Source organism: uncultured Endozoicomonas sp. (assembly GCF_947495845.1).
GTDB lineage: Bacteria > Pseudomonadota > Gammaproteobacteria > Pseudomonadales > Endozoicomonadaceae > Endozoicomonas.
The window spans coordinates 37803-57787 of record NZ_CANMAO010000021.1; the positions used below are offsets into that span (position 1 = coordinate 37803).

14 protein-coding genes are annotated in these 19985 nt (G+C 46.0%); 9 read left to right on the forward strand and 5 right to left on the reverse strand.

Going from position 1 to position 19985, the window contains the following annotated elements; all coding sequences use genetic code 11:
* The first annotated feature begins 5 nt into the window (after positions 1 to 5).
* From Q1B11_RS13955 to Q1B11_RS13975, 5 genes are all read left to right on the forward strand, one after another.
* Positions 6 to 485, forward strand: a complete 480-nt coding sequence (locus tag Q1B11_RS13955) for a PilX N-terminal domain-containing pilus assembly protein (RefSeq protein WP_299733727.1) — start codon at positions 6 to 8, stop codon at positions 483 to 485.
* Positions 486 to 497: 12 nt separating this feature from the next.
* On the forward strand, positions 498 to 5333 hold the full coding sequence (locus Q1B11_RS13960) for a PilC/PilY family type IV pilus protein (protein ID WP_299733728.1): 4836 nt from the start codon (positions 498 to 500) through the stop codon (positions 5331 to 5333).
* Positions 5334 to 5385: 52 nt separating this feature from the next.
* Positions 5386 to 5883 carry a type IV pilin protein gene (locus Q1B11_RS13965; RefSeq protein WP_299733730.1) on the forward strand — a complete coding sequence of 166 codons (498 nt, stop codon included), beginning with the start codon at positions 5386 to 5388 and terminating at the stop codon, positions 5881 to 5883.
* A 258-nt stretch (positions 5884 to 6141) separates the two neighbouring features.
* Positions 6142 to 7425, forward strand: coding sequence for a PQQ-binding-like beta-propeller repeat protein (locus Q1B11_RS13970; protein WP_299733732.1), 1284 nt, complete (start codon positions 6142 to 6144; stop codon positions 7423 to 7425).
* 214 nt (positions 7426 to 7639) lie between these two features.
* A complete protein-coding gene (locus tag Q1B11_RS13975; RefSeq protein ID WP_299733734.1) occupies positions 7640 to 9400 on the forward strand; it encodes an AarF/UbiB family protein in 1761 nt (586 codons plus the stop codon).
* Between the two features lie 78 nt (positions 9401 to 9478).
* Here the strand turns inward: Q1B11_RS13975 and ispH are convergent, their stop codons facing one another.
* From ispH to ribF, 5 genes are all read right to left on the reverse strand, one after another.
* Complete coding sequence (ispH, locus tag Q1B11_RS13980; RefSeq protein ID WP_067514428.1) at positions 9479 to 10429, reverse strand: 4-hydroxy-3-methylbut-2-enyl diphosphate reductase; 951 nt, start codon at positions 10427 to 10429, stop codon at positions 9479 to 9481.
* Between the two features lie 31 nt (positions 10430 to 10460).
* On the reverse strand, positions 10461 to 10898 hold the full coding sequence (locus Q1B11_RS13985; RefSeq protein ID WP_366139472.1) for a peptidylprolyl isomerase: 438 nt from the start codon (positions 10896 to 10898) through the stop codon (positions 10461 to 10463).
* A 14-nt stretch (positions 10899 to 10912) separates the two neighbouring features.
* The gene (gene lspA, locus Q1B11_RS13990; RefSeq protein WP_299733739.1) at positions 10913 to 11416 is read right to left on the reverse strand and encodes a signal peptidase II; all 504 of its coding nucleotides are present in this window, start codon (positions 11414 to 11416) and stop codon (positions 10913 to 10915) included.
* A 229-nt stretch (positions 11417 to 11645) separates the two neighbouring features.
* Positions 11646 to 14468, reverse strand: a complete 2823-nt coding sequence (gene ileS, locus Q1B11_RS13995; protein ID WP_299733741.1) for an isoleucine--tRNA ligase — start codon at positions 14466 to 14468, stop codon at positions 11646 to 11648.
* 24 nt (positions 14469 to 14492) lie between these two features.
* On the reverse strand, positions 14493 to 15425 hold the full coding sequence (gene ribF / locus Q1B11_RS14000) for a bifunctional riboflavin kinase/FAD synthetase (protein WP_299733743.1): 933 nt from the start codon (positions 15423 to 15425) through the stop codon (positions 14493 to 14495).
* A 367-nt stretch (positions 15426 to 15792) separates the two neighbouring features.
* On the opposite strand from ribF, the gene cpdA reads away from it, so the two are divergent.
* From cpdA to fahA, 4 genes are all read left to right on the forward strand, one after another.
* Positions 15793 to 16581 carry a 3',5'-cyclic-AMP phosphodiesterase gene (gene cpdA, locus Q1B11_RS14005; RefSeq protein ID WP_299733745.1) on the forward strand — a complete coding sequence of 263 codons (789 nt, stop codon included), beginning with the start codon at positions 15793 to 15795 and terminating at the stop codon, positions 16579 to 16581.
* A 195-nt stretch (positions 16582 to 16776) separates the two neighbouring features.
* Positions 16777 to 17007, forward strand: a complete 231-nt coding sequence (locus tag Q1B11_RS14010; RefSeq protein WP_299733747.1) for a hypothetical protein — start codon at positions 16777 to 16779, stop codon at positions 17005 to 17007.
* A 300-nt stretch (positions 17008 to 17307) separates the two neighbouring features.
* Positions 17308 to 18633, forward strand: a complete 1326-nt coding sequence (gene hmgA / locus Q1B11_RS14015) for a homogentisate 1,2-dioxygenase (protein WP_299733749.1) — start codon at positions 17308 to 17310, stop codon at positions 18631 to 18633.
* Positions 18634 to 18653: 20 nt separating this feature from the next.
* Positions 18654 to 19982: a fumarylacetoacetase gene (gene fahA, locus Q1B11_RS14020; protein ID WP_299733751.1), complete on the forward strand. Its 1329-nt coding sequence runs from the start codon at positions 18654 to 18656 to the stop codon at positions 19980 to 19982.
* Positions 19983 to 19985: the final 3 nt, after the last annotated feature.

The following is a 19985-nucleotide window of genomic DNA, read 5'->3' on the forward strand; positions in this document are numbered from 1 at the left end:
TAGTGATGGCTGTTCAAGGGGGACACCAGCATGGCCAACAGAGAGGCGCCATACTGTTCGTATCACTGATCATTCTGTTACTGATCACCATGGTCGCTATTGGCAGCACCCGGCTCTCTACCATGGGACAACGAACGTCACTCACTTATCAGTTGCAGAACACTGCCTTTCAAGCGGCTGACAGCGCCCTTGATAGCACTCAACGATTGTTAGAAAACAGCAGCTTTGCCCTCGACAGAGCAACTGCCGGCACCTTACCAGAACAAGTCTATGAATACGACGATGCGACTACCGGCCTCACCACTCAGGCAACAACTAACACGACGCTACAGGAAAAGGTTTCTGACTCAGGAAATAGTCTGGGTGTCGGTAAAGGTCTGCCGCAAGTTTATCTATACGAAACCACCAGCACATCGGAAATATCAGGCTATCAAATAGTCACCGAGCTTGAGCAGGGTTATCAAATAAGAACACTGGATCAGTAACAGGGTTGTTTTATGTATTTATCCAAACGCTTTAAACAAAGCCTGGTAACACTGACCAGCGCCTTTTATTTATCTGCCGCTTCATTCACTTGGGCAGACGACACCGACATTTATCTGCACAACCCGAATCTTGACAGTGGCGTACAGCCGAACGTTCTCTTCATTTTAGATAACTCAGGTTCCATGACATATGACGCAGAAGGCAATCGATACAGCAAAAACCCTTCACGTATGGCTGAACTGCAAACAGCCTTTGAAACGCTAATCAAAGATTCTTCCGGGCTAAATGTTGGCCTAATGAAATTATGGGCTCGCAGCGGTGAAAGCAGTAAATTGACATTTCCGGTCACGGATATTGAGAAGGCCTTGGGATCAACGGTTATCATTGATGGCACACCTGAGATTCTGACCAGCTCGGATGATGGATATGAAACATCCACCGGCCATGTTGTGCTGACGTCTGAAGAACTGCCTCTTGGCGGCGAATCCTTGGCCGCCCTAAGATCATCTGACCTAAAAGAAATCACTGTCCCGGTTATACAGGGCATAGATAATGCTGAAGGTAGCACTGACCAGTATTACCTGAATCAGAGCGGTCATAGCATACGATTTGGCGATGTCGATCGACAGGATAGAAATGCTCTTTACTTCAGAAATCTCAACTTGCCCTCCAGTGCCGTGATCGAAGAAGCATTTGTTCGCTTTATCGCTGCAGAACCTAAAACGAATACGGTAGATATGGAGATTTTTGCCGAAGTAAAAAAGCGGCCAAAATCATTCACCCGATGTGATGAGCAAGGCAGCTGTGAGAATAATGCCCGCTACCACGACCGGAGAAAAACCAGTGCATACGTCGATTGGCGAACATCTAACTGGACCCAGAATCACATTTATACGACACCCGACATTTCACCAGTTATTCAATCACTTCTAAATGATTCAAGGCTGAACTTTGCTCCAAGTGAATTTCTTAACAACTTAGTATTGTTTTTTAACGTTGAAAACGCCAGAAATAACCAAAGCCTCCCCGCCTATAAAATCCAACAGAATGGGCAAAATAGCAGCAAAGCGCCTCTACTGACCATAAAGTACCGTGATTCTGGCCAGAAACAAAATTACCTGACCGGGCTTCGCTTTCAAGGTCTTGGGGTGCCAAGAGGGGCAACTATTACATCCGCATCATTGGAGTTTACCGCAAAAACCAATAGTAATTCTCATACTTCGCTAAACATATGGGCAGGCCAACCCGGCAATAGCAATAACGCCCCCTTTACCACTGACGGTTACAACCTTTCCGACAGAAATAAACTGGGCCCAGTCAGCTGGACACCAGAACAATGGACCGCAGGCGGCGACGTAACACCTGAAAAATACCAGGCAGATATCACCAGCCTTCTTCAGCAGGTAACAGACAGTAGCAGCTGGTGCGGAAATGATGCAGCCACCTTTTACATTAACCAGCCCAGTGGAGCTTCAGGGCTTCGTGAAGCATTTAGTTTTGATGGTGATTCTACATTCAAGCCACGCTTACTGGTAGAGTACACCGGAGGAGAGAACGGCTGTAAAAATGAACAGTTTGATACCCGCATCCAAAATTTTGCCAATGACGCTTATGAAAATCACAATCAGGACCTTTGGCAATCTGACCATAGTTTGCGCATAGGCTACGGTTATCAATCTGGTTTGCATTTTCCTTCGTTGCCAATCAAAAAGGGCGCAAAGATTCTTGAGGCAAGAATAGAGATCGCCGCTTACAACAGCAGAGACGAATCAAGCAACATGCGCATTCATGCTCATGATGTAGACACCTCGCCAGCCATTGTCCCTGAGAGCGGCAACATTTCCGAGCGGCAAAAAACTCACTCGGTAACAAACTGGCCTTTGTCCAGATGGTATAAAGATGAAGTTTACATATCGCCTGATATCAGTTCAGTGATTCAGGAAATAGTTGATAGAGACAATTGGAGCGCCGGTAATAATCTCACACTTTTATTATCTGCAAGTTATGGATACCGGAGCATAGTCAGTTTTGACAAGAACCCCGGTAGGGCTCCAAGACTGGTAGTAAAAGTTGCCTCTGGTGGTTTAAACGCCGACCGAACCTACAAAGTAAAAGACCACCTGATATCTCTAGTTAATAAAATGTACCCAAGTGGTGGAACGCCTCTCACGCCTACCTATTATGAAGCCGCAAAATATTTTAAGGAAGGCTCAGGCGCTAACCCCAGCCCGATAACCAATGTGTGCCAGCGTAACTATGCCGTTATACTGACCGATGGTGAAGCTAATAACAATTCATGGTCGGCAATTAACAACATCGCCGATCTGACGGGCAATGACAGTTGCTATCATGACACCCCACGAGATGGTGAACGTTGCTCCAGAACTCTGGCTAGCTGGCTAAATGAAACTGACCTCTTTCCCGCTATGGGCAATATTCAAAATGTCATCACTCATACCATCGCCTTTGGCAAACAAAACAATGACGATGTTGAAACATTTATGAAAGAACTAGCCCAAAATGGTGGTGGAAATTCTTATGTTGCAACGAATGCAGCAGCGCTAGCCAAAGCATTCAGTAATATCAAAGGGAGCATTATTCAAGATGAATCCAGCTTTGTCAGCCCGGGCGTAACGGCCAATCAGTTCAATAATTCACGACATTTATCACAAGTCTATTATTCTGTATTTAAACCATCGAAGTCCGATCGTTGGCAGGGAAATCTGAAAAAATATCAGTTGATTGAAGACGAAAAAAACGGATTAACGCTGGATATCTATGACAAAGAGCCCAAGCTCGCCGTCGATAAGGCAACCGGTTTTTTCAATAAAAATGCCTATAGCTTCTGGAGCGATGTGAGTGATGGGCGATCCGTCGACAAAGGTGGTGCAGGAAGCCAAATTCCCGCAGCTAACGACCGAAACCTGTTTACATTCATGGGTTCAAACCCCGGCGGTCAAGCAGTACTTCTGGATCAGAATACCCACAAGCTTCACAAAAATAACGCGTCCATTACAACAACACTGCTTGATCTACCTCTATCAGACACAACCACACGCGACCAAACCCTGGAATGGATAAGAGATCCGGCTATTTGGCTTGGCGATCCACTTCACTCAACCCCAGCATTGGCTACCTACCGGTGCAAAGTGGACGTGTACCCTTGCCCCGAATATACGTCTGTCAAAGAGGCTGACTCTGACAAAGTCAAGAGGGTTGAAATTCAAGAATTGATGATTTTCTTTGGTACAAATGATGGTTTTTTTCACGGAGTCAACTCCATCTCCGGCAAGGAAGAATTCGCGTTTATGCCTGCAGAGTTACTGAAGAATTTGCCCAAGTTAAAGCAAAATGAAACTACGGACCGAACCCTTGGCAATGGGCGACCTTACGGTATTGATGGGTCTCCGACTCTATGGGTTAATGATATCAACAATAACGGTGTTATTTATGGGGGGTACGATACCCTGAATGATGACACCAGCAAAACATTCCTGGATCCGGATAAACCTAATGCAGGAGAATTTGTATACGCCTACGTAGGAATGCGTCGCGGGGGGAAAAGCTATTATGCGCTGGATGTCACCACGCCAAATTCACCAAAACTACTCTGGAAAATAGCCGGCGGTGACACAGGCTTTGAACGCCTTGGGCAAACCTGGTCAAAGCCTGTCAAAACCAAAATCAAAACCGGCAGTACCACCAGAGACGTACTGATTTTCAGCGGTGGTTATGATCCGGAACAGGACAAACTTTCACTTTATCAAACCGACGCTATTGGCAATGCCATTTACATTGTCGATGCAAAAACTGGTGCGCTGATCTGGTCTGCCAGTAACGACAGCACGGCCAAACTCGAGCTCACCAAGATGAATTACAGTATTCCTGGTGGCGTTAGAGTGATTGATCTGGAAGGAGATGGTCTGGCTGATCAGCTTTTGTTTGCCGATGTGGGTGGACAAATCTGGAGGCTCTTTATCAATAACTGCACATCGTCTGATACGTCTGAATGTGTCGTTTCAAATAACAGCGCCATGAATCAACTTGTCTGGCCTTCTGACAGCGATGGTGATGGTCACTGGGCAAAAGACGAAGGCGTTTTTGCCTATCTTGGGCCTAACACCAATACACAAATGGATGGAGCTATTATACAGAAGCAAAACTCACGTCGTTTTTACGTTGAGCCTGATGCCTCTCTGTTCCGTTTAAACGGAGCGACTCACTTGGCGCTGGCTATTGGCTCCGGAAACCGACCCGATCCTTTGGGAAGGGTTAATGAACACATCATTGATCGCGCTTACTCTCTGGCAACACCATCATTTGAAAATCCAAAGGTAACAGCAGACAATGCCGCTCAGAAGAGAGTGCCTAATCACACCCTATTAAAACATGGGAACACTCAGCTACTTGATATCACTAATACCCTTGCGGTTAGTCCTGAGGATACCTTTGGTGCAACCACAGCAGATAGCAAGAAAGGCTGGTTTATCACATTGGAAGCTGGCGAAAAAGTAATGACTGAAACCGTAACGTTCGAAGAAACCATGTACTTTAATACTTACCTCCCATCAAGCAAACTGTTGAACACGTGCAATGCTGTAGCTGGTAAAGCCCGAGCTTATGCAGTTGATTTACAAACCGGCACGCCAGTAAAAGATGAAAACGACGATGGAAGTCTGACGACCAGCGACCGATACAGCAATCTTGCCAACAGTGGGTTGCCACCCAACACCAGCATACTCTTCCCGGAAGGCAGTAAAGATGCCCTGGTCTGTGTCGGTGCTGAATGCGATCCGCTGGAAATCGGTGCTGATAAACAGACCACCTACTGGCGTCAGGTTCGTTAAATATGTCCCGGGCTTTCAGCGCTTGAAAGCCCTTGCTTATTGAGTTGGTATTATGAAAAAGATGAATGGATTCAGTTTGATTGAGATGATGATCGCAGTAGTCATTCTCGGTATTCTGACGATGATTGCATTACCCAGCTATCAGAGCTACGTCCTGAATGCTGCACTCAATGATGCAAGAATCAGCCTGACAGGCTTGAGTGCCGCTATGGAGCGATACAGAGCCCAAAATGGCACCTACATCGGTGCTGCAAACGCTAATGGGGTGCCGCAGGTTTATTTCACCCAGAGCCCCGAATCCGGCAACCCAAACTTTAATTTGCGAGTGACCAATGCCACTGCAACTAACTTTTCGGTCAGCGCTATTGCGGTATCCGACACACTCATTTGGGATGGCAGTGGCAATGCACCAACACTTGTGACCGACTCTACAGGAAGGTGGAACAGCGTGCTGGATGCTGACGGCAATGAAACCTGCGAAACAACGAAGGTCGGGGATATGGATCTGTGCCAATTCCCTCCGCCTCCAGAGGAAGAAGACGCAGGCTAAATCCCCTATGGAACTGTCTCTGAATAAATGCACTGCTCAGAGAAGCGCTTCCCGTTTACCGTAAAAGCACATGCAGCAATGCTTTTACGGATAACGGTTCTGGCTAATTGTGGAAGTTATTTTGTGATAGCTCCTATTCATATCCATAAGGATTTTTACATATAAACAGTCACGGAAGCGTATAAATAACTAAATGGAACTATAGAACCAAAAAATATAGACTCTCACCCACCATAACAAGAAAAAGGATCAGATCAGGTGAAGTTTTCAGTACCTTTTCTCAGTTTTATCACGGCAATATCATTTCAAAGCGCCTTTGCATCAGAGACTTTGAATGATCCATTATCAATAGCTCTTACCCAGCCAGTTGCCAGTCTTGAGACCACGATGGAGACACCCCTTAGAGACGTCATTGTGGTTGGTAATAATTGGGATGGTACCGTTGATATTTATGACCCTCATACTCATAAGCGTATCAAGACTCTCGATGCCGTCCCGGACAAAGCAGATCGTCTTGAAGATATTTATGATGGTTTCAAACGAACGGTGATGACTACGCTGATCAAAGAAGTCATTGGTGAAGGTCATTTCCAGCTGGTAGACGACATGTTTCCTTCCAACGATGGAAAGCACTTGTTTATTTCCCGCCCGAGCTTTGCTGATGTGATTGCACTTGATGTGAATACCGGAAAGATCACATGGAGAACACAGGTTGAAGGCTATCGTTCAGACCATTCAGCCATTTCTCCTGACGGAAAAACTTTTCTGGTATCCGCCTCAACCGCCAGAAAAGTACAAGCCATTGACACAGCAACCGGCGAGATCATCGGTGAATTCTCTTCTGGAGACCAGCCTCACGAAAACACCTATTCAAAAGATGGCAAGCTCATTTATCACGCTAGCATTGGCAAGGTTTATGTTCCTTTTATCAGCAGTTGGCTGGACTGGCTGAAAGGAGATCGCTGGTTTCAAGTGGTCGATGCTGAAACCTATGAGGTTCTGCAACGGGTAGATATGGGAGAAAAATTGGAAGAGTTTGGCTTCCCCTGGGTCGACAGCGCAGTCCGCCCTATGGCCGTTGCTCCCGATGGAAAATTTGTTTATCTGCAGGTATCTTTTTATCATGGCTTTTTTGAGTACGATGTCGAGCAGCAAAAAGTAACTCGTCGTATTGAGCTCCCGGTTCCACAATCCATTCAGGAGTTAAGCACTCTACAATATCAGTTGAATTCTGCGCACCATGGCCTTGCTTTAAATCAACAAGGAGACAAACTCTGCGTTGCGGGCACCATGTCTGGATACGCCGCCATTGTTGACCGGGAAACTTTCGAATATGAAACTATCCAACTTTCAGAAGAACCATTAGGTGCGAAGCCATACTGGGCAACAGAAAGTCATGATGGAAAGTATTGCTATGTTTCTGTAAGCCAGCAAGATCGAGTGTCTGTTATTTCATTTGATGAAGCTCGTGAAGTAGCAAGCTTTCCGGTAGGCGATCATCCACAGCGTATTCGTACAGGACAACTGAGCATTATTAATTAATAACATCAAATAGATAGCGCTTCATCCTATCGGAATAATACTGTGGATGAAGCCGTTACATAGCAATGACAAACTTATTTACCCATCATTATATATACTCTGCACTGCCCCCCCAATTGAACCATCTCTGAAATTCTAAGTCTTATTGTTTGTTTAACTCTTATCTATTGATTTGATAATCAAACCCAGCTTTTCAAAAGGTTAAATGCACAATATGATATCTCATGCTCCAAAAAGCACGACTACACATATACAGGCACCAAATAATCAACCTGAAACCAAGGACTCTGCAACGGTTAAATTAAAACCGATTGCAAAACATTTAGAACCGAACTTTGATCCTACTGAAGTACCTGCCAACAAACTAATTAAGGGTAGACAACCCCGCACATTATCGTCCATTGAATGGCTTGGGAATGCGATTAAAAATGGGTTTTATACCTTTATTCGAGAAATAAAGATTATGGGTATTTTTATCAGTATCTGGTGGAATAATGCGAGTATTGATAGCATCAAAAAAGCAGCCGCTGATTCCCAGGGCGGCATTATTGTAAAAGCCATACAGTTTGCGTGCAGCTCACAAGAAATAGCCCGAAGTATTTTTGGTAATGATTGCCAGAAATTTATGGATGCTTTATCCCATGTCACCACCAGCAACGAGCCTATGTCACTTAAGGAACTTGAACATTGCCTTAAAGAAGCAAATATTCCTTATGACACAGCTAAACTGGATAAACGGGTTAACCTCGGCACTGGTTCAATAGGGGAAGCCAACGAGATTATATTAAAAAATGGAGGGAAGCAGGTCGTTAAATTTGTAAGCCCCTCCAGCGAAATACGTGTACATTCAGACCTGAAGGTACTGCGATTTGTGATGAGTTTACTCTCTTTCTTTAAACCCGATATTGTTAAAGAAGGCACTAAAAATGCTTTTTTTGAATTCTTTGATAGTATCAAAGAAGAATTAAACTTGGTAAATGAAGCTCAGAGAACTCAAAAACAAGCACAGGCTTTCAGTGCTATCAAATCGAACCACCTCTATCACATAACCAATAATGAACTCTCTGATTGCGCCAAAGGCTTGCCCAATCCAGTACCCACCAATGGCATAGAAATCCACCATCCAGAAACAGGTCAACACTTGGTCAATATTCCTGTTGAATTTAAAGTTCCAAAAGTTTCTGGGCAGTACACAACTCACCACACATTATCGATGGATAAAATCCATGGCGTCACCTTAAGTGAAAACGATCAAGGTCACCTTCGTAACATTGCAGCCAAACTATTGAATGTCAATTCAGACATATTTACAGATGAACAATTAAAAGCATTCCGATATCTTTTAAAACAGACTGTATTTCAGCAATGGGCATACTGTTACTCACAGACAGGCTTCTTTAATGCTGATATGCATGATGGCAATGTCATGGTTGCTGTCGAAAATGGAAAGCTGTGTATTTACTTTATTGACCTGGGTAACGCTCAAAGAGTCTCCAGAGAAACGGTTAAAGCCACCTACACAATACTTGGAGCTTTGGAAAAGCTTCGTGAAGCGGAAAAAAATTCTAGCTTGGAAGATCGGTTTGCAAATGTTGTCATCGAAAACCTTAAGAGCATGGGTAATTATACCAACAAAGCAAACTGGGCAAAGCTAAAAGAAGTTATCAAAGCTCACATGAAAGACGGTGGACGCTATGCATCTATAGAAAAAAGTGTTACTGATATCTTTGACTTGGCTTATCCATGCGGCATTAAAATACCCAAGGAAATTACCGGCCTCTTCAGAGCCCAGACATTAATTGACTCTCAATACAGATCATTGAATGAAGATGCTCTAAAGAATGCTTTTTTCTCTTTACTTAAAACGTTACAACAGAATCACAGCCCCCCGGCACAACATAAATCTGATGCCAATACGTCCACCGGACCATTGAGCACATCAGCCAGGCCAACACTCCAAAGAGTCTACGGTTAAATCAACACAGGGTTTATGTAAAAAAGAGTATGTAAAAAAGGGCATGTTATTCATGCCCTTTTTTGAACGCTAGAAAAATTAATCACCAACCACTTTAAGACGCAGCTCTTTTGGCATGGTAAATACGATATTCTCTGCTTTACCATCAAGCTCTTCTGGCATATCCGCGCCGAGTTCATTCAAACGCTTGATTACACCCTGAACCAGCACATCCGGAGCAGACGCACCGGCAGTAATGCCAATGGACGTTTTTCCATTTAACCACTCAGGCTTGATGTCATCGGCATTATCTACAAGGTAGGCCTCAGCTCCGGTTCGTTCTGCCAGCTCTCTTAAACGGTTAGAGTTGGAACTGTTGACAGAGCCGACCACAAACACCAGCTCACATTGATCCGCAAGTACTTTCACCGCATCTTGACGGTTTTGAGTGGCGTAGCAGATGTCATCTTTGCGCGGCCCTTCAATCTGAGGAAACTTTTCACGCAGCGCGGTAATTACCTTGGCCGTATCATCCATAGATAGCGTTGTTTGAGTGACATAAGCCAATCTGGAAGGGTCTTTCACTTCCAACCGGCTTACGTCTGCCTCATCTTCCACAAGGTACATCTCACCTCCGTTACGGCCATCATACTGACCCATGGTACCTTCCACTTCCGGATGACCGTGGTGGCCAATCAGCACGCACTCCATACCATCTCTGGAGTAGCGCACCACTTCCATATGCACTTTCTTGACCAATGGACAGGACGCATCAAAAACTTTCAGGCTGCGGCGTTCCGCCTCTTCCTCTACAGCCTTGGAAACACCGTGGGCACTGAAGATGACAATGACATCATCCGGCACCTGATCCAGCTCATCGACAAACACAGCGCCGCGCTCTTTCAGGTTTTCCACCACAAACTTGTTATGAACGACTTCGTGGCGGACATAGATTGGTGGACCAAATACATCCAGCGCCCGGTTAACGATTTCAATGGCGCGGTCTACCCCCGCACAAAAGCCTCGTGGGTTTGCCAGTTTGATTTTCATGACCTCATCACCAACCTTTAGTAACTATTCTTTATGACGACTGGACGTCAATAATCTGGACCTCAAACAACAAACTGTGTCCAGCCAGTGGGTGGTTAAAGTCCACTTCCACCACCTCGTCATCAAAACTACGAACCACTCCCGGCAATTCGTTGTTGGCGGCATCCGCAAAAAACACCACCAGACCTTCTTCTAATTCTGTCTCGATAGTAAAACTGCCGCGGGGAATCCGTTGAACATTATTAGGATTCGGCATACCAAAGGCTTTCTCAGTAGGAATCGTTGCGACACGATCTTCACCAACCGACATACCAATGAGAGACTCCTCAAACCCCTCAGGCAAGTTACCATCCCCAATCACCAGCGAAGCAGGCTTGCCTTCAAGAGTGCTGTCCACCAGCACACCATCTTCCAACTTCAGGGAAAAGTGCAGTGTTACCTTACTGCCTTTCTCTATGACTGCTGCCACAGTTCGCTCCTGCATCAATTTTCTTTGTTATTGACCGTTTGCGGCTGGCTCCGAAACATATCCAGAATCAACATGGCCGCGCCAACGGTAATGGCCGAATCGGCCAGATTGAACGCTGGAAAATACCAGTTTTCGTAATAAAACAACAGAAAGTCTGTGACGTGCCCATTCAAAACCCGATCCAACAGATTTCCAACCGCACCGCCCAGTATTAACGCTAATGCGCAAGCCTGCCAGTTTTCATCTGAACGAAGTTGTTTTAACCAGCCCACCAGCAAAATAGACACTACCGTTGCTACACCGCTAAGAAACCAGCGCTGCCAGCCAGAGGCATCCCCAAGGAAGCTAAACGCGGCGCCAGGATTATAGGCCAGAGTTAATGAGAAAAATGGCAGCACATGCAGCTGTTCGTAAAGGGAAAACTCACTGATCACCCACCATTTCACCAATTGGTCGATACCGAAGATCAATACACTCAACCAGAGCCAGTTAAGCTTTCCAGACATTTTACTTTGCATTACCGGTTCCTGTTGTCATTAATCCATGATTTTCAGCTTGCAAATACTACGTGGTACGAATGTTTTACTGGTAGTGCGACTTACCGAAAACATTCAAGGTTTCTCCGGCTTTATTTTTACCAACATCAACGCTCACATGATACGGGCGCTATAAATATCAGGACAAGACCGTTTTTCTTTACAAAAAAATACCCGGTGCTTACCGGGCATTTTCATATTTCAACTCGTGTCAGGCAAACTGTCGTTGTTCGCCTTCACCGTCAACGTTATCAACACACCGACCGCATAAATCGGCATGCGCCTCAACTGACCCGACATCTTCACGACGGTGCCAGCAGCGGTCACACTTCGGATGTTCAGACTTCTTCACCAGCACTTTCAAACCTTCAAGTTCTGTAGCTGTCGCATCCGTAGCATCCGCCAGTGGCTTCACTTCAGCGGCGGAGGTAATCAGAACGAAGCGCAATTCATTAGCCAGTTTTGCCAGTTTGGCACTTAAGTCTTCGCTAGCAAACAAGGTCACTTCCGCTTCCAGAGAGCCGCCAATTGTGCCGGCAGTACGGGCATCTTCCAGCGCTTTGTTAACGGCGGTTTTCACTTCCAGAATGGAATTCCAGTAATCACGCCCCAGCTCATCACCTTCCAGACTATTCAGCCCTTCATACCAGGTTTCCAGAAAGACTGACTTGCCACGGGCGCCCGGAATCGCGCCCCATATTTCTTCAGAGGTAAAGCTGGTGATCGGTGCCATCCAGCGGGCAAACGCTTCGATGATGTGATACATCGCCGTCTGACAGCTGCGACGGGCGAGACTGTTTTCCTGCGTGGTGTACTGGCGGTCTTTGATGATATCCAGATAGAAACCACCCAGATCCAGCGAACAGAAGTTATGAACCTTCTGGTATACCGTCAGGAAGTTATAGCTGTTATAGGCTTCAACCACTTCGTTCTGCAATTGCAGCGTGCGATCCACCACCCACTTATCCAGAGACAACATGTCATCCCATTTAACCAGATCAGTCTCAGGATTAAAGCCGGTCAGGTTAGACAACAGGAATCGTGCAGTATTACGAATACGACGATAGCTGTCTGCTGCGCGTTTCAGAATGTCATCGGACACGGTCATCTCTGAGGTGTAATCTGTAGTTGACACCCACAAACGCAGAATATCAGCACCCAGAGATTTGAAGACTTTTTGTGGTGCAATGACGTTGCCCAGAGATTTGGACATCTTGCGACCATTGGCGTCTACCGTAAAGCCGTGGGTCAGCAAACCTTTATAAGGCGGCACACCGTTCATGGCGATACTGGTTTTCAGAGAAGACTGGAACCAGCCGCGATGCTGGTCAGAACCTTCCAGGTACAAATCCGCCGGGAATTGCAGCCCTTCACGACGTTGAAGTACGGAGTAATGGGTCACACCGGAATCAAACCAAACATCCAACGTGTCAGTGACTTTTACATACTGCTCAGCATCTGCTGCAGAGAGGATTTCCGATGGTTCCAGATCAAACCACGCATCCATGCCTTCCTGCTCAACTTTCAGAGCCACTTTTTCAATCAGGCTTTGAGTGTCCGGATGCAGTTCTTCGGTTTCTTTGTGGATAAACAGCGCAATCGGCACACCCCAGGTACGCTGACGGGAAACACACCAGTCAGGACTCTGCCCCAGCATGGCTTCCATGCGGTTGCGACCCCAGTCCGGCGTAAATTCAACGGCCTTCAAAGAACCCATTGCGGTATCCAGCAACTTCTCTTTGGTCATGCTGACAAACCACTGTGGTGTCGCACGGAAGATCAATGGGGTTTTGGTACGCCAGCAGTGCGGGTAGCTGTGAGTCAGTTTTTCCTGAGCCAGCAGGCGATCTTTTTCCAGTAGAACGTCAACAACCTTTGGATCTACTTTGTAAACGTGTTCACCGGCAAACAACTCAACGTTTGGACGGTAATAACCATTGTCGTCCAAGTAATTCAGCGTGCCGATGCCGTAGTGGCGTCCTACGTTAAAGTCATCCACACCGTGGTCAGGTGCCGTATGTACGTTACCGGTACCCGCATCAATGGTGACATGGTTACCCAGAATCAATGGCAATTCACGATCGTAAAACGGGTGAGATACTTTTTTGTTTTCAAAAGCTGAACCCTTGGCCCGACCAATGATTTCGTAGTCTTCAATGCCGTAACGCTGCATGGCACTTTCAACCAGTGCTTCAGCAAGCACCAAACGAGCTGGCTGACCATTGAACTGGCACTGAACCAGTGCGTAATCCAGATCCCCCCCCATGCTGACTGCCTGAGATGATGGCAGTGTCCATGGAGTGGTTGTCCAGATAACAACGGCAACTTCTCCCTCGCCTTGCGAGCCATCGAAGTCAAATGCACTCAGAAGATCAGCGTCGTCGATAGCTGCATAACGTACGTCAATTTGCGTAGACGTTTTATCTTGATATTCAACTTCCGCTTCTGCCAGTGCAGAACCACCTACCACACTCCAGTAAACCGGCTTATAACCTTTTACCAAGTGGCCGTTAGCGGCAATTTTACCGAGAGAGCGAATGATGTCCGCTTCGGTCTGGAAGTCCATGGTCAGATATGGGTTATCCCACTCACCAAAGATGCCCATGCGCTTGAAATCTTCACGCTGACCATCAACCTGCTTGGTAGCGTATTCGCGACACTTCTTACGGAATGTTTTGAAATCCACCTTGTCGCCAGCTTTGCCCAGCATGCCTTCTACTTTGTGTTCAATCGGCAGACCATGACAGTCCCAGCCCGGCACATAAGGGGCATCAAAACCACTGAGGGTTTTGGACTTGATGATGATGTCCTTGAGGATCTTATTGACCGCATGACCGATGTGAATATCACCGTTGGCGTAAGGAGGGCCATCATGAAGAATAAATTTGTCACGGCCCTGACTGATCTTGCGAATTTCTTCGTAGAGATCCATGTCATACCAGCGTTTGAGCATCTCTGGCTCACGCTGGGACAAATTGCCGCGCATGGGGAAATCTGTCTGCGGCAAATTCAAAGTATGCTTATAGTCGGACATAGGTGCTTACCGAAATCTCTGCGATCATCTCTGTTCTTTAGAGAACAGCTTGCGGGCGGTTTCAATATCATCAGCAATCGCTGCCCGCAAGGCTTCAAGCGATTCAAACTTTTGTTCATCCCTGACTTTCTCAATAAACTCTACCCTCAGGGTCTGATCGTAAAGATCTCCCTGAAAGTCCAGCACATGCACTTCAAGCACTGGTTTTTTACCATCAACCGAGGGGCGGACGCCAAGGTTGGCGACAGCATCATAACGATGACCATTCACCAGTGTACGCACGGCAAACACCCCCTGCAAAGGCAAATGTCGGCGACAAGCTCGGATATTCGCCGTAGGAAAGCCCAGAGTTCTGCCTAGCTGTTGCCCTTTCACCACACGCCCCATCATGGTGAATGGCCTGCCCAACATGTTTTCAGCCTCTGCCAATTCACCCTGAGTAAGGGCTTCCCGGATGCGAGTGCTGCTCACCCGGCTCTGTTCCATTAATACGGTTTGCGTGTCACACACTTCAAAGCCATGACGATCCCCCATCATTTCCAAATGAGAAAAATCGCCTTTGCGGTCACAGCCATAATGAAAGTCGTCACCAACGATGAGATACCGTATGTTCAGGCCGCTGACCAGTGTGTTGACTACGAAGTCATCCGCACCCAGGCTGCGCAGCCGGTCATTGAATGGCAAGCACAGCACTTGGTCCACTTGGTTATCTTCCAGTAGCGCCAGCTTTTCCCGGAGACTGGATAGTCTCGGCGGCGCACTGTCACCCATAAAATACTCTCTGGGCTGTGGCTCAAACGTAATGACACAGACTTTGGCATTCAACTCAAAGGCCTGTTGTTTCAGGGCTTCGAGAATCGTGCGGTGCCCTGCGTGTACGCCATCAAAATTACCGATGGTGGCAACGCACTGCTGATGTTCTGGCCTGATATTGTACAACCCGCGGATCAACTGCATTGAGAGGCTCAGACTCCCTTGACGTCCTGTGTTTAGTCTTGGCTTCATCGCAGACTTTATGCATATAAAGGCTGCAGTATGAATAAGCGGAGAAGTATACCTTAGCTGCACCTTGTGGTCACTGAGTACAGCTATACCAATTTCACCCTCTAAACATGACCTGCGCAGCGGCCCAACACAGCTTACTCGCCACCATATTTAGAAGGTGTCATTGGTATAATTATGCGGAGGGTTTCAAAAAATGAACCTTTACAGTGCGCTCTGCATTCTCATTTTAGCGTTTGCCAGTTATTATGTTTCATACTGATTAAACTGTTATGTAACATACGTCAGAAAGTACAAATACAAATACCGCTCAAGGTTCAGGATGAGTACCAAAAAAATCCAAGTACTCCAGATTACAGATACGCATCTTTTTGCCAGTCCACATTCTGCATTAATGGGAGTGGATACTGCAGCCACCTTTGAAGCTGTATTAAAGGTGGTCAAGAGCGATTTTAATCAGGCTCAATGCGTTTTAGTGACTGGCGACCTGACTCAGGATGACAGCGCAGAGTCCTATCACTATATAAAAGATGCCCTTTCTGATTTGGCCATCCCCAATTACTGGTTATGCGGTAACCATGATAAAGAAGCGTTGATGAATGCCATCAACCCGACTGCCATGAAAAAGAAAGTCGAGCTGGGCAACTGGCAAATTCTTTTATTGAACTCTCAGGTACCCAATCAAGTTTACGGTCACCTTGAAGAGTCTGAACTGGCATTATTGAGTCAGGAGCTGGCACAAAATCCAGACAAACCCACGTTAATTGCACTCCACCACCACCCAGCGCCCATAAAGAGCCAGTGGATGGATAACATTATGCTGAAGAACCCTGATGAGTTTGCTGCAGTGTTAAATAACCATAAGAATATCAAGGGGATTATTCATGGTCACATCCATCAGGCGATAGATTATACCTTCTGTGGTATTCCGGTCATGGCAACACCTTCTACCTGTGTACAATTCGCTCCAGAATCCAATCATTTTCAAGCAGATACTCAACAGCCTGGCTTTCGTGTTATTGATTTAATGCCCGATGGTACCATTGAAACTCAGGTAATTCGTATTTGTGACCAACCAATGGAAATCGACCTAAGATCAAAAGGTTACTAATCATCCGCATAAAAAATAAATAAAATATCCATCAAAAACAACAAGATAAATACATCACCTCTTCTACTTCCTGCCCATACCTTCTCTTATAAATTGTCTAGAATATTGATTAGAGAGGAACACGTATTTCCGACTGAAAATAGGTAATACCTTACCTCAATCAAAGTTCAGGTGAATTAACATAAGGATGTAGTTATGACCCGCATAAGAACCGTTCATCACGATGAATGGGATGACCAACTCTGGAGCAGTCATCACGAATACCGCAAAGCCAAAGCCGCACAGCACCGCAATAAAGGTGTAAAAAAGTCCACGATCCGTCAGGGCATCAATGATTACTTCGAAAAAAGTAAACTCAAGCGCAATATATCGGACGATGTTCAAGACTGGATAAACCCCGACGAACCATTCGACGATATTGAATAGCTTTTCGAAAAACAACAAAACACCACGCTATTGAAGTGTGGTGTTTTTGTATCTGCCTTAAGTACCCAACCATATGAAATCATATTTTCTGACTCATTGATCAGGCCCTCTGACTGCGTTGCAACTCTGGTCACATAGCTCGCTATGCTCCCGCCGTTGCGCCTTGCAGAGAACCTGATCAACAAGCCAGAAATATTCGATTCCATATGGCCGGGTACTTACGAACCACGCCACCATTATTGGACATCCTTCTCTATACCCGTTACAAAATAAATACGTAAATGAATTCGGTAAGATTCAATGTCAGATAACAGTCAGTTGAGCTATCAGTTGAACTATCAGCTGAACTATCAAAACGGTTTTGGCAATGAACATGAGACTGAAGCGTTAAACGGTGCATTACCCAGAGGTCAGTTCAATCCTCAAAAAGCGCCAATGGGTTTGTATGCCGAACAATTTTCAACCACCGCTTTCACAGCGCCACGACATCAAAATCGCAGAACCTGGATGTACCGGATTCGTCCTTCTGTGGTTCAAAGCAACTATAAGGCGTTGGTCGCTGAAAAGATTCGCTCTGCACCCATTACAGAAATAATTACCCCACCGGATCTGTTGCGCTGGAATTCACTGTCTTTTTCCGACAAACCTTTAGACTTTATCAACAGCCTGACCACCATCGCCGCCAATGGCAGTGTTCACACACAAACAGGTTCTGCCATTCATATTTATACCGCCAGCATCAGCATGGAAAACCGTTTTTTTTGTAATGCCGACGGAGAAATTTTAATTGTTCCACAAGAAGGCGCATTACTGGCCAGAACTGAACTTGGCCTGCTTCATATTCATCCCGGCGAAATTCTCATTATTCCAAGAGGCATTAAATTTCAGATACAGCTACCCGCAGGAAAAGCGCGGGGATATATCTGTGAAAACTATGGCTCGCCTTTCGAATTACCAGAACGAGGTCCTGTTGGCGCCAACGGCTTTGCCAATGATCGTGACTTTCAATACCCCGTTGCACATTTTGAAGATATTGATGACGAGTTTGAACTAATTACTAAGTTCAATGGCAACCTGTTCAGCTGTGCTTTGAATCACTCCCCGCTGGATGTTGTCGCGTGGGTAGGAAACTCTGCTCCGTACAAATACGATCTCTCTACCTTTAACGCCATCAACTCTGTCAGCTTTGATCACCCGGATCCTTCCATCTTCACCGTATTAACCTCTCGAAGTGAAACAACAGGTGTCGCCAATATTGATTTTGTGATTTTTCCTCCACGTTGGGTGGTCGCGGAAAACACCTTCCGCCCACCTTACTTCCACAGGAATATCATGAGTGAATTTATGGGGCTTATTCACGGTACCTACGATGCCAAAGAAGAAGGTTTTGTGCCTGGCGGATTCAGCCTGCATAACTGCATGAGCCCTCACGGACCAGAGGCCTCTGTTTATGAGAAAGCCAGCAAAGCCAACCTGAAACCAGAACGCTATAAAGATACATTGGCGTTTATGTTTGAATCTCGTTTTATTTACTCGCCAACCAGATTTGCCTTTGAAAGCAACACACGACAAAACGACTACATTCATTGCTGGCAGGGTCTGAAAAAACAATTCAAAGACGCTTAACCATTAAAGGAGCCAAATTAATGCTGACTTTAAATGAAACCCACAACCCTAACCTCACCAGCTGGGTAGAGTCCGCCAACCGAAAAGGGCATGACTTCCCCATTCAAAACCTTCCCTTTGCTATCTTCAGGCACAAAGAAAAACAGGATAATTTCAGGGCAGGCGTCGCTATTGGGGATCAAGTGCTTGATCTGCAAGCCGCACTTCACTCCAATGCTTTTGGTGAGACGTCTTTTGAAGTCAACTCTGCATTGTATACCTGCTGCGATGATTCCCTGAATCGTTTTATGAGTCTTGGGTTTCAATACTGGTCAGCACTGCGCAATATTATGTCACTTAGCTTGCGTTCAGGTTCAGCTCAAAAAGCAGCATTAGCCCAATGCCTTATCCCCATGGCCGATGTTGAATATGACCTGCCATGCACCATTGGTGATTACACCGACTTTTATTCTTCTATCCATCATGCGACCAGTGTTGGGTCGTTGTTTCGACCAGATAACCCATTACTACCCAACTATAAGTGGGTGCCCATTGGCTATCATGGGCGATCGTCTTCTATTTCTGTTTCCGGGCATGACTTTCATCGCCCAATAGGACAAACCAAAGCACCGGATGCAGAGACGCCAACACTTGGCCCATGCAAACGACTGGATTACGAACTTGAATTAGGCATATTTATGGGCTCTGGCAATATACAGGGAGAACCGATTCCTATTGATCAAGCCAACCAACATGTGTTCGGACTCTGCCTTTTCAACGATTGGTCTGCTCGAGATATTCAAGCCTGGGAGTATCAGCCTTTAGGTCCGTTTTTATCCAAAAGTTTTGCCTCAACCGTTTCTCCATGGATTGTTACTCTGGAAGCATTGATTCCTTTTTTTGCCGAGTTCAACCGCCCCTCAGACGACCCTCAACCTCTGCCTTATCTTCAGTCAAATGCAAATCAGAGTCACGGCGCCATTGATATTCAACTTTCTGTCCATCTTCAAACTCAACAGATGAAAGCTGGAAGCAAGTCACCCGCACAACTTTCCCAATCCAACTTCAAACATTCCTACTGGACGGTATCACAAATGGTGGCGCACCACACCATCAATGGCTGCAACCTCAAACCCGGAGACCTTTTTGGGAGTGGCACACAATCAGGCCCGAAATCAGAAGAAGCCGGATCATTATTGGAATTGTCCAAAGCCGGTAAACACCCCATTACGCTTCCCAACTCCGAGCAGAGAACCTTTCTGGAAGATGGCGACACTGTCGTCTTTAAAGGTTGGTGTGAAGCAGAAGGCTTTGCCCGTATCGGTTTTGGTGAAGTTCAGGCAACCGTCTTGCCCGCAAAGGAGCATTAATCA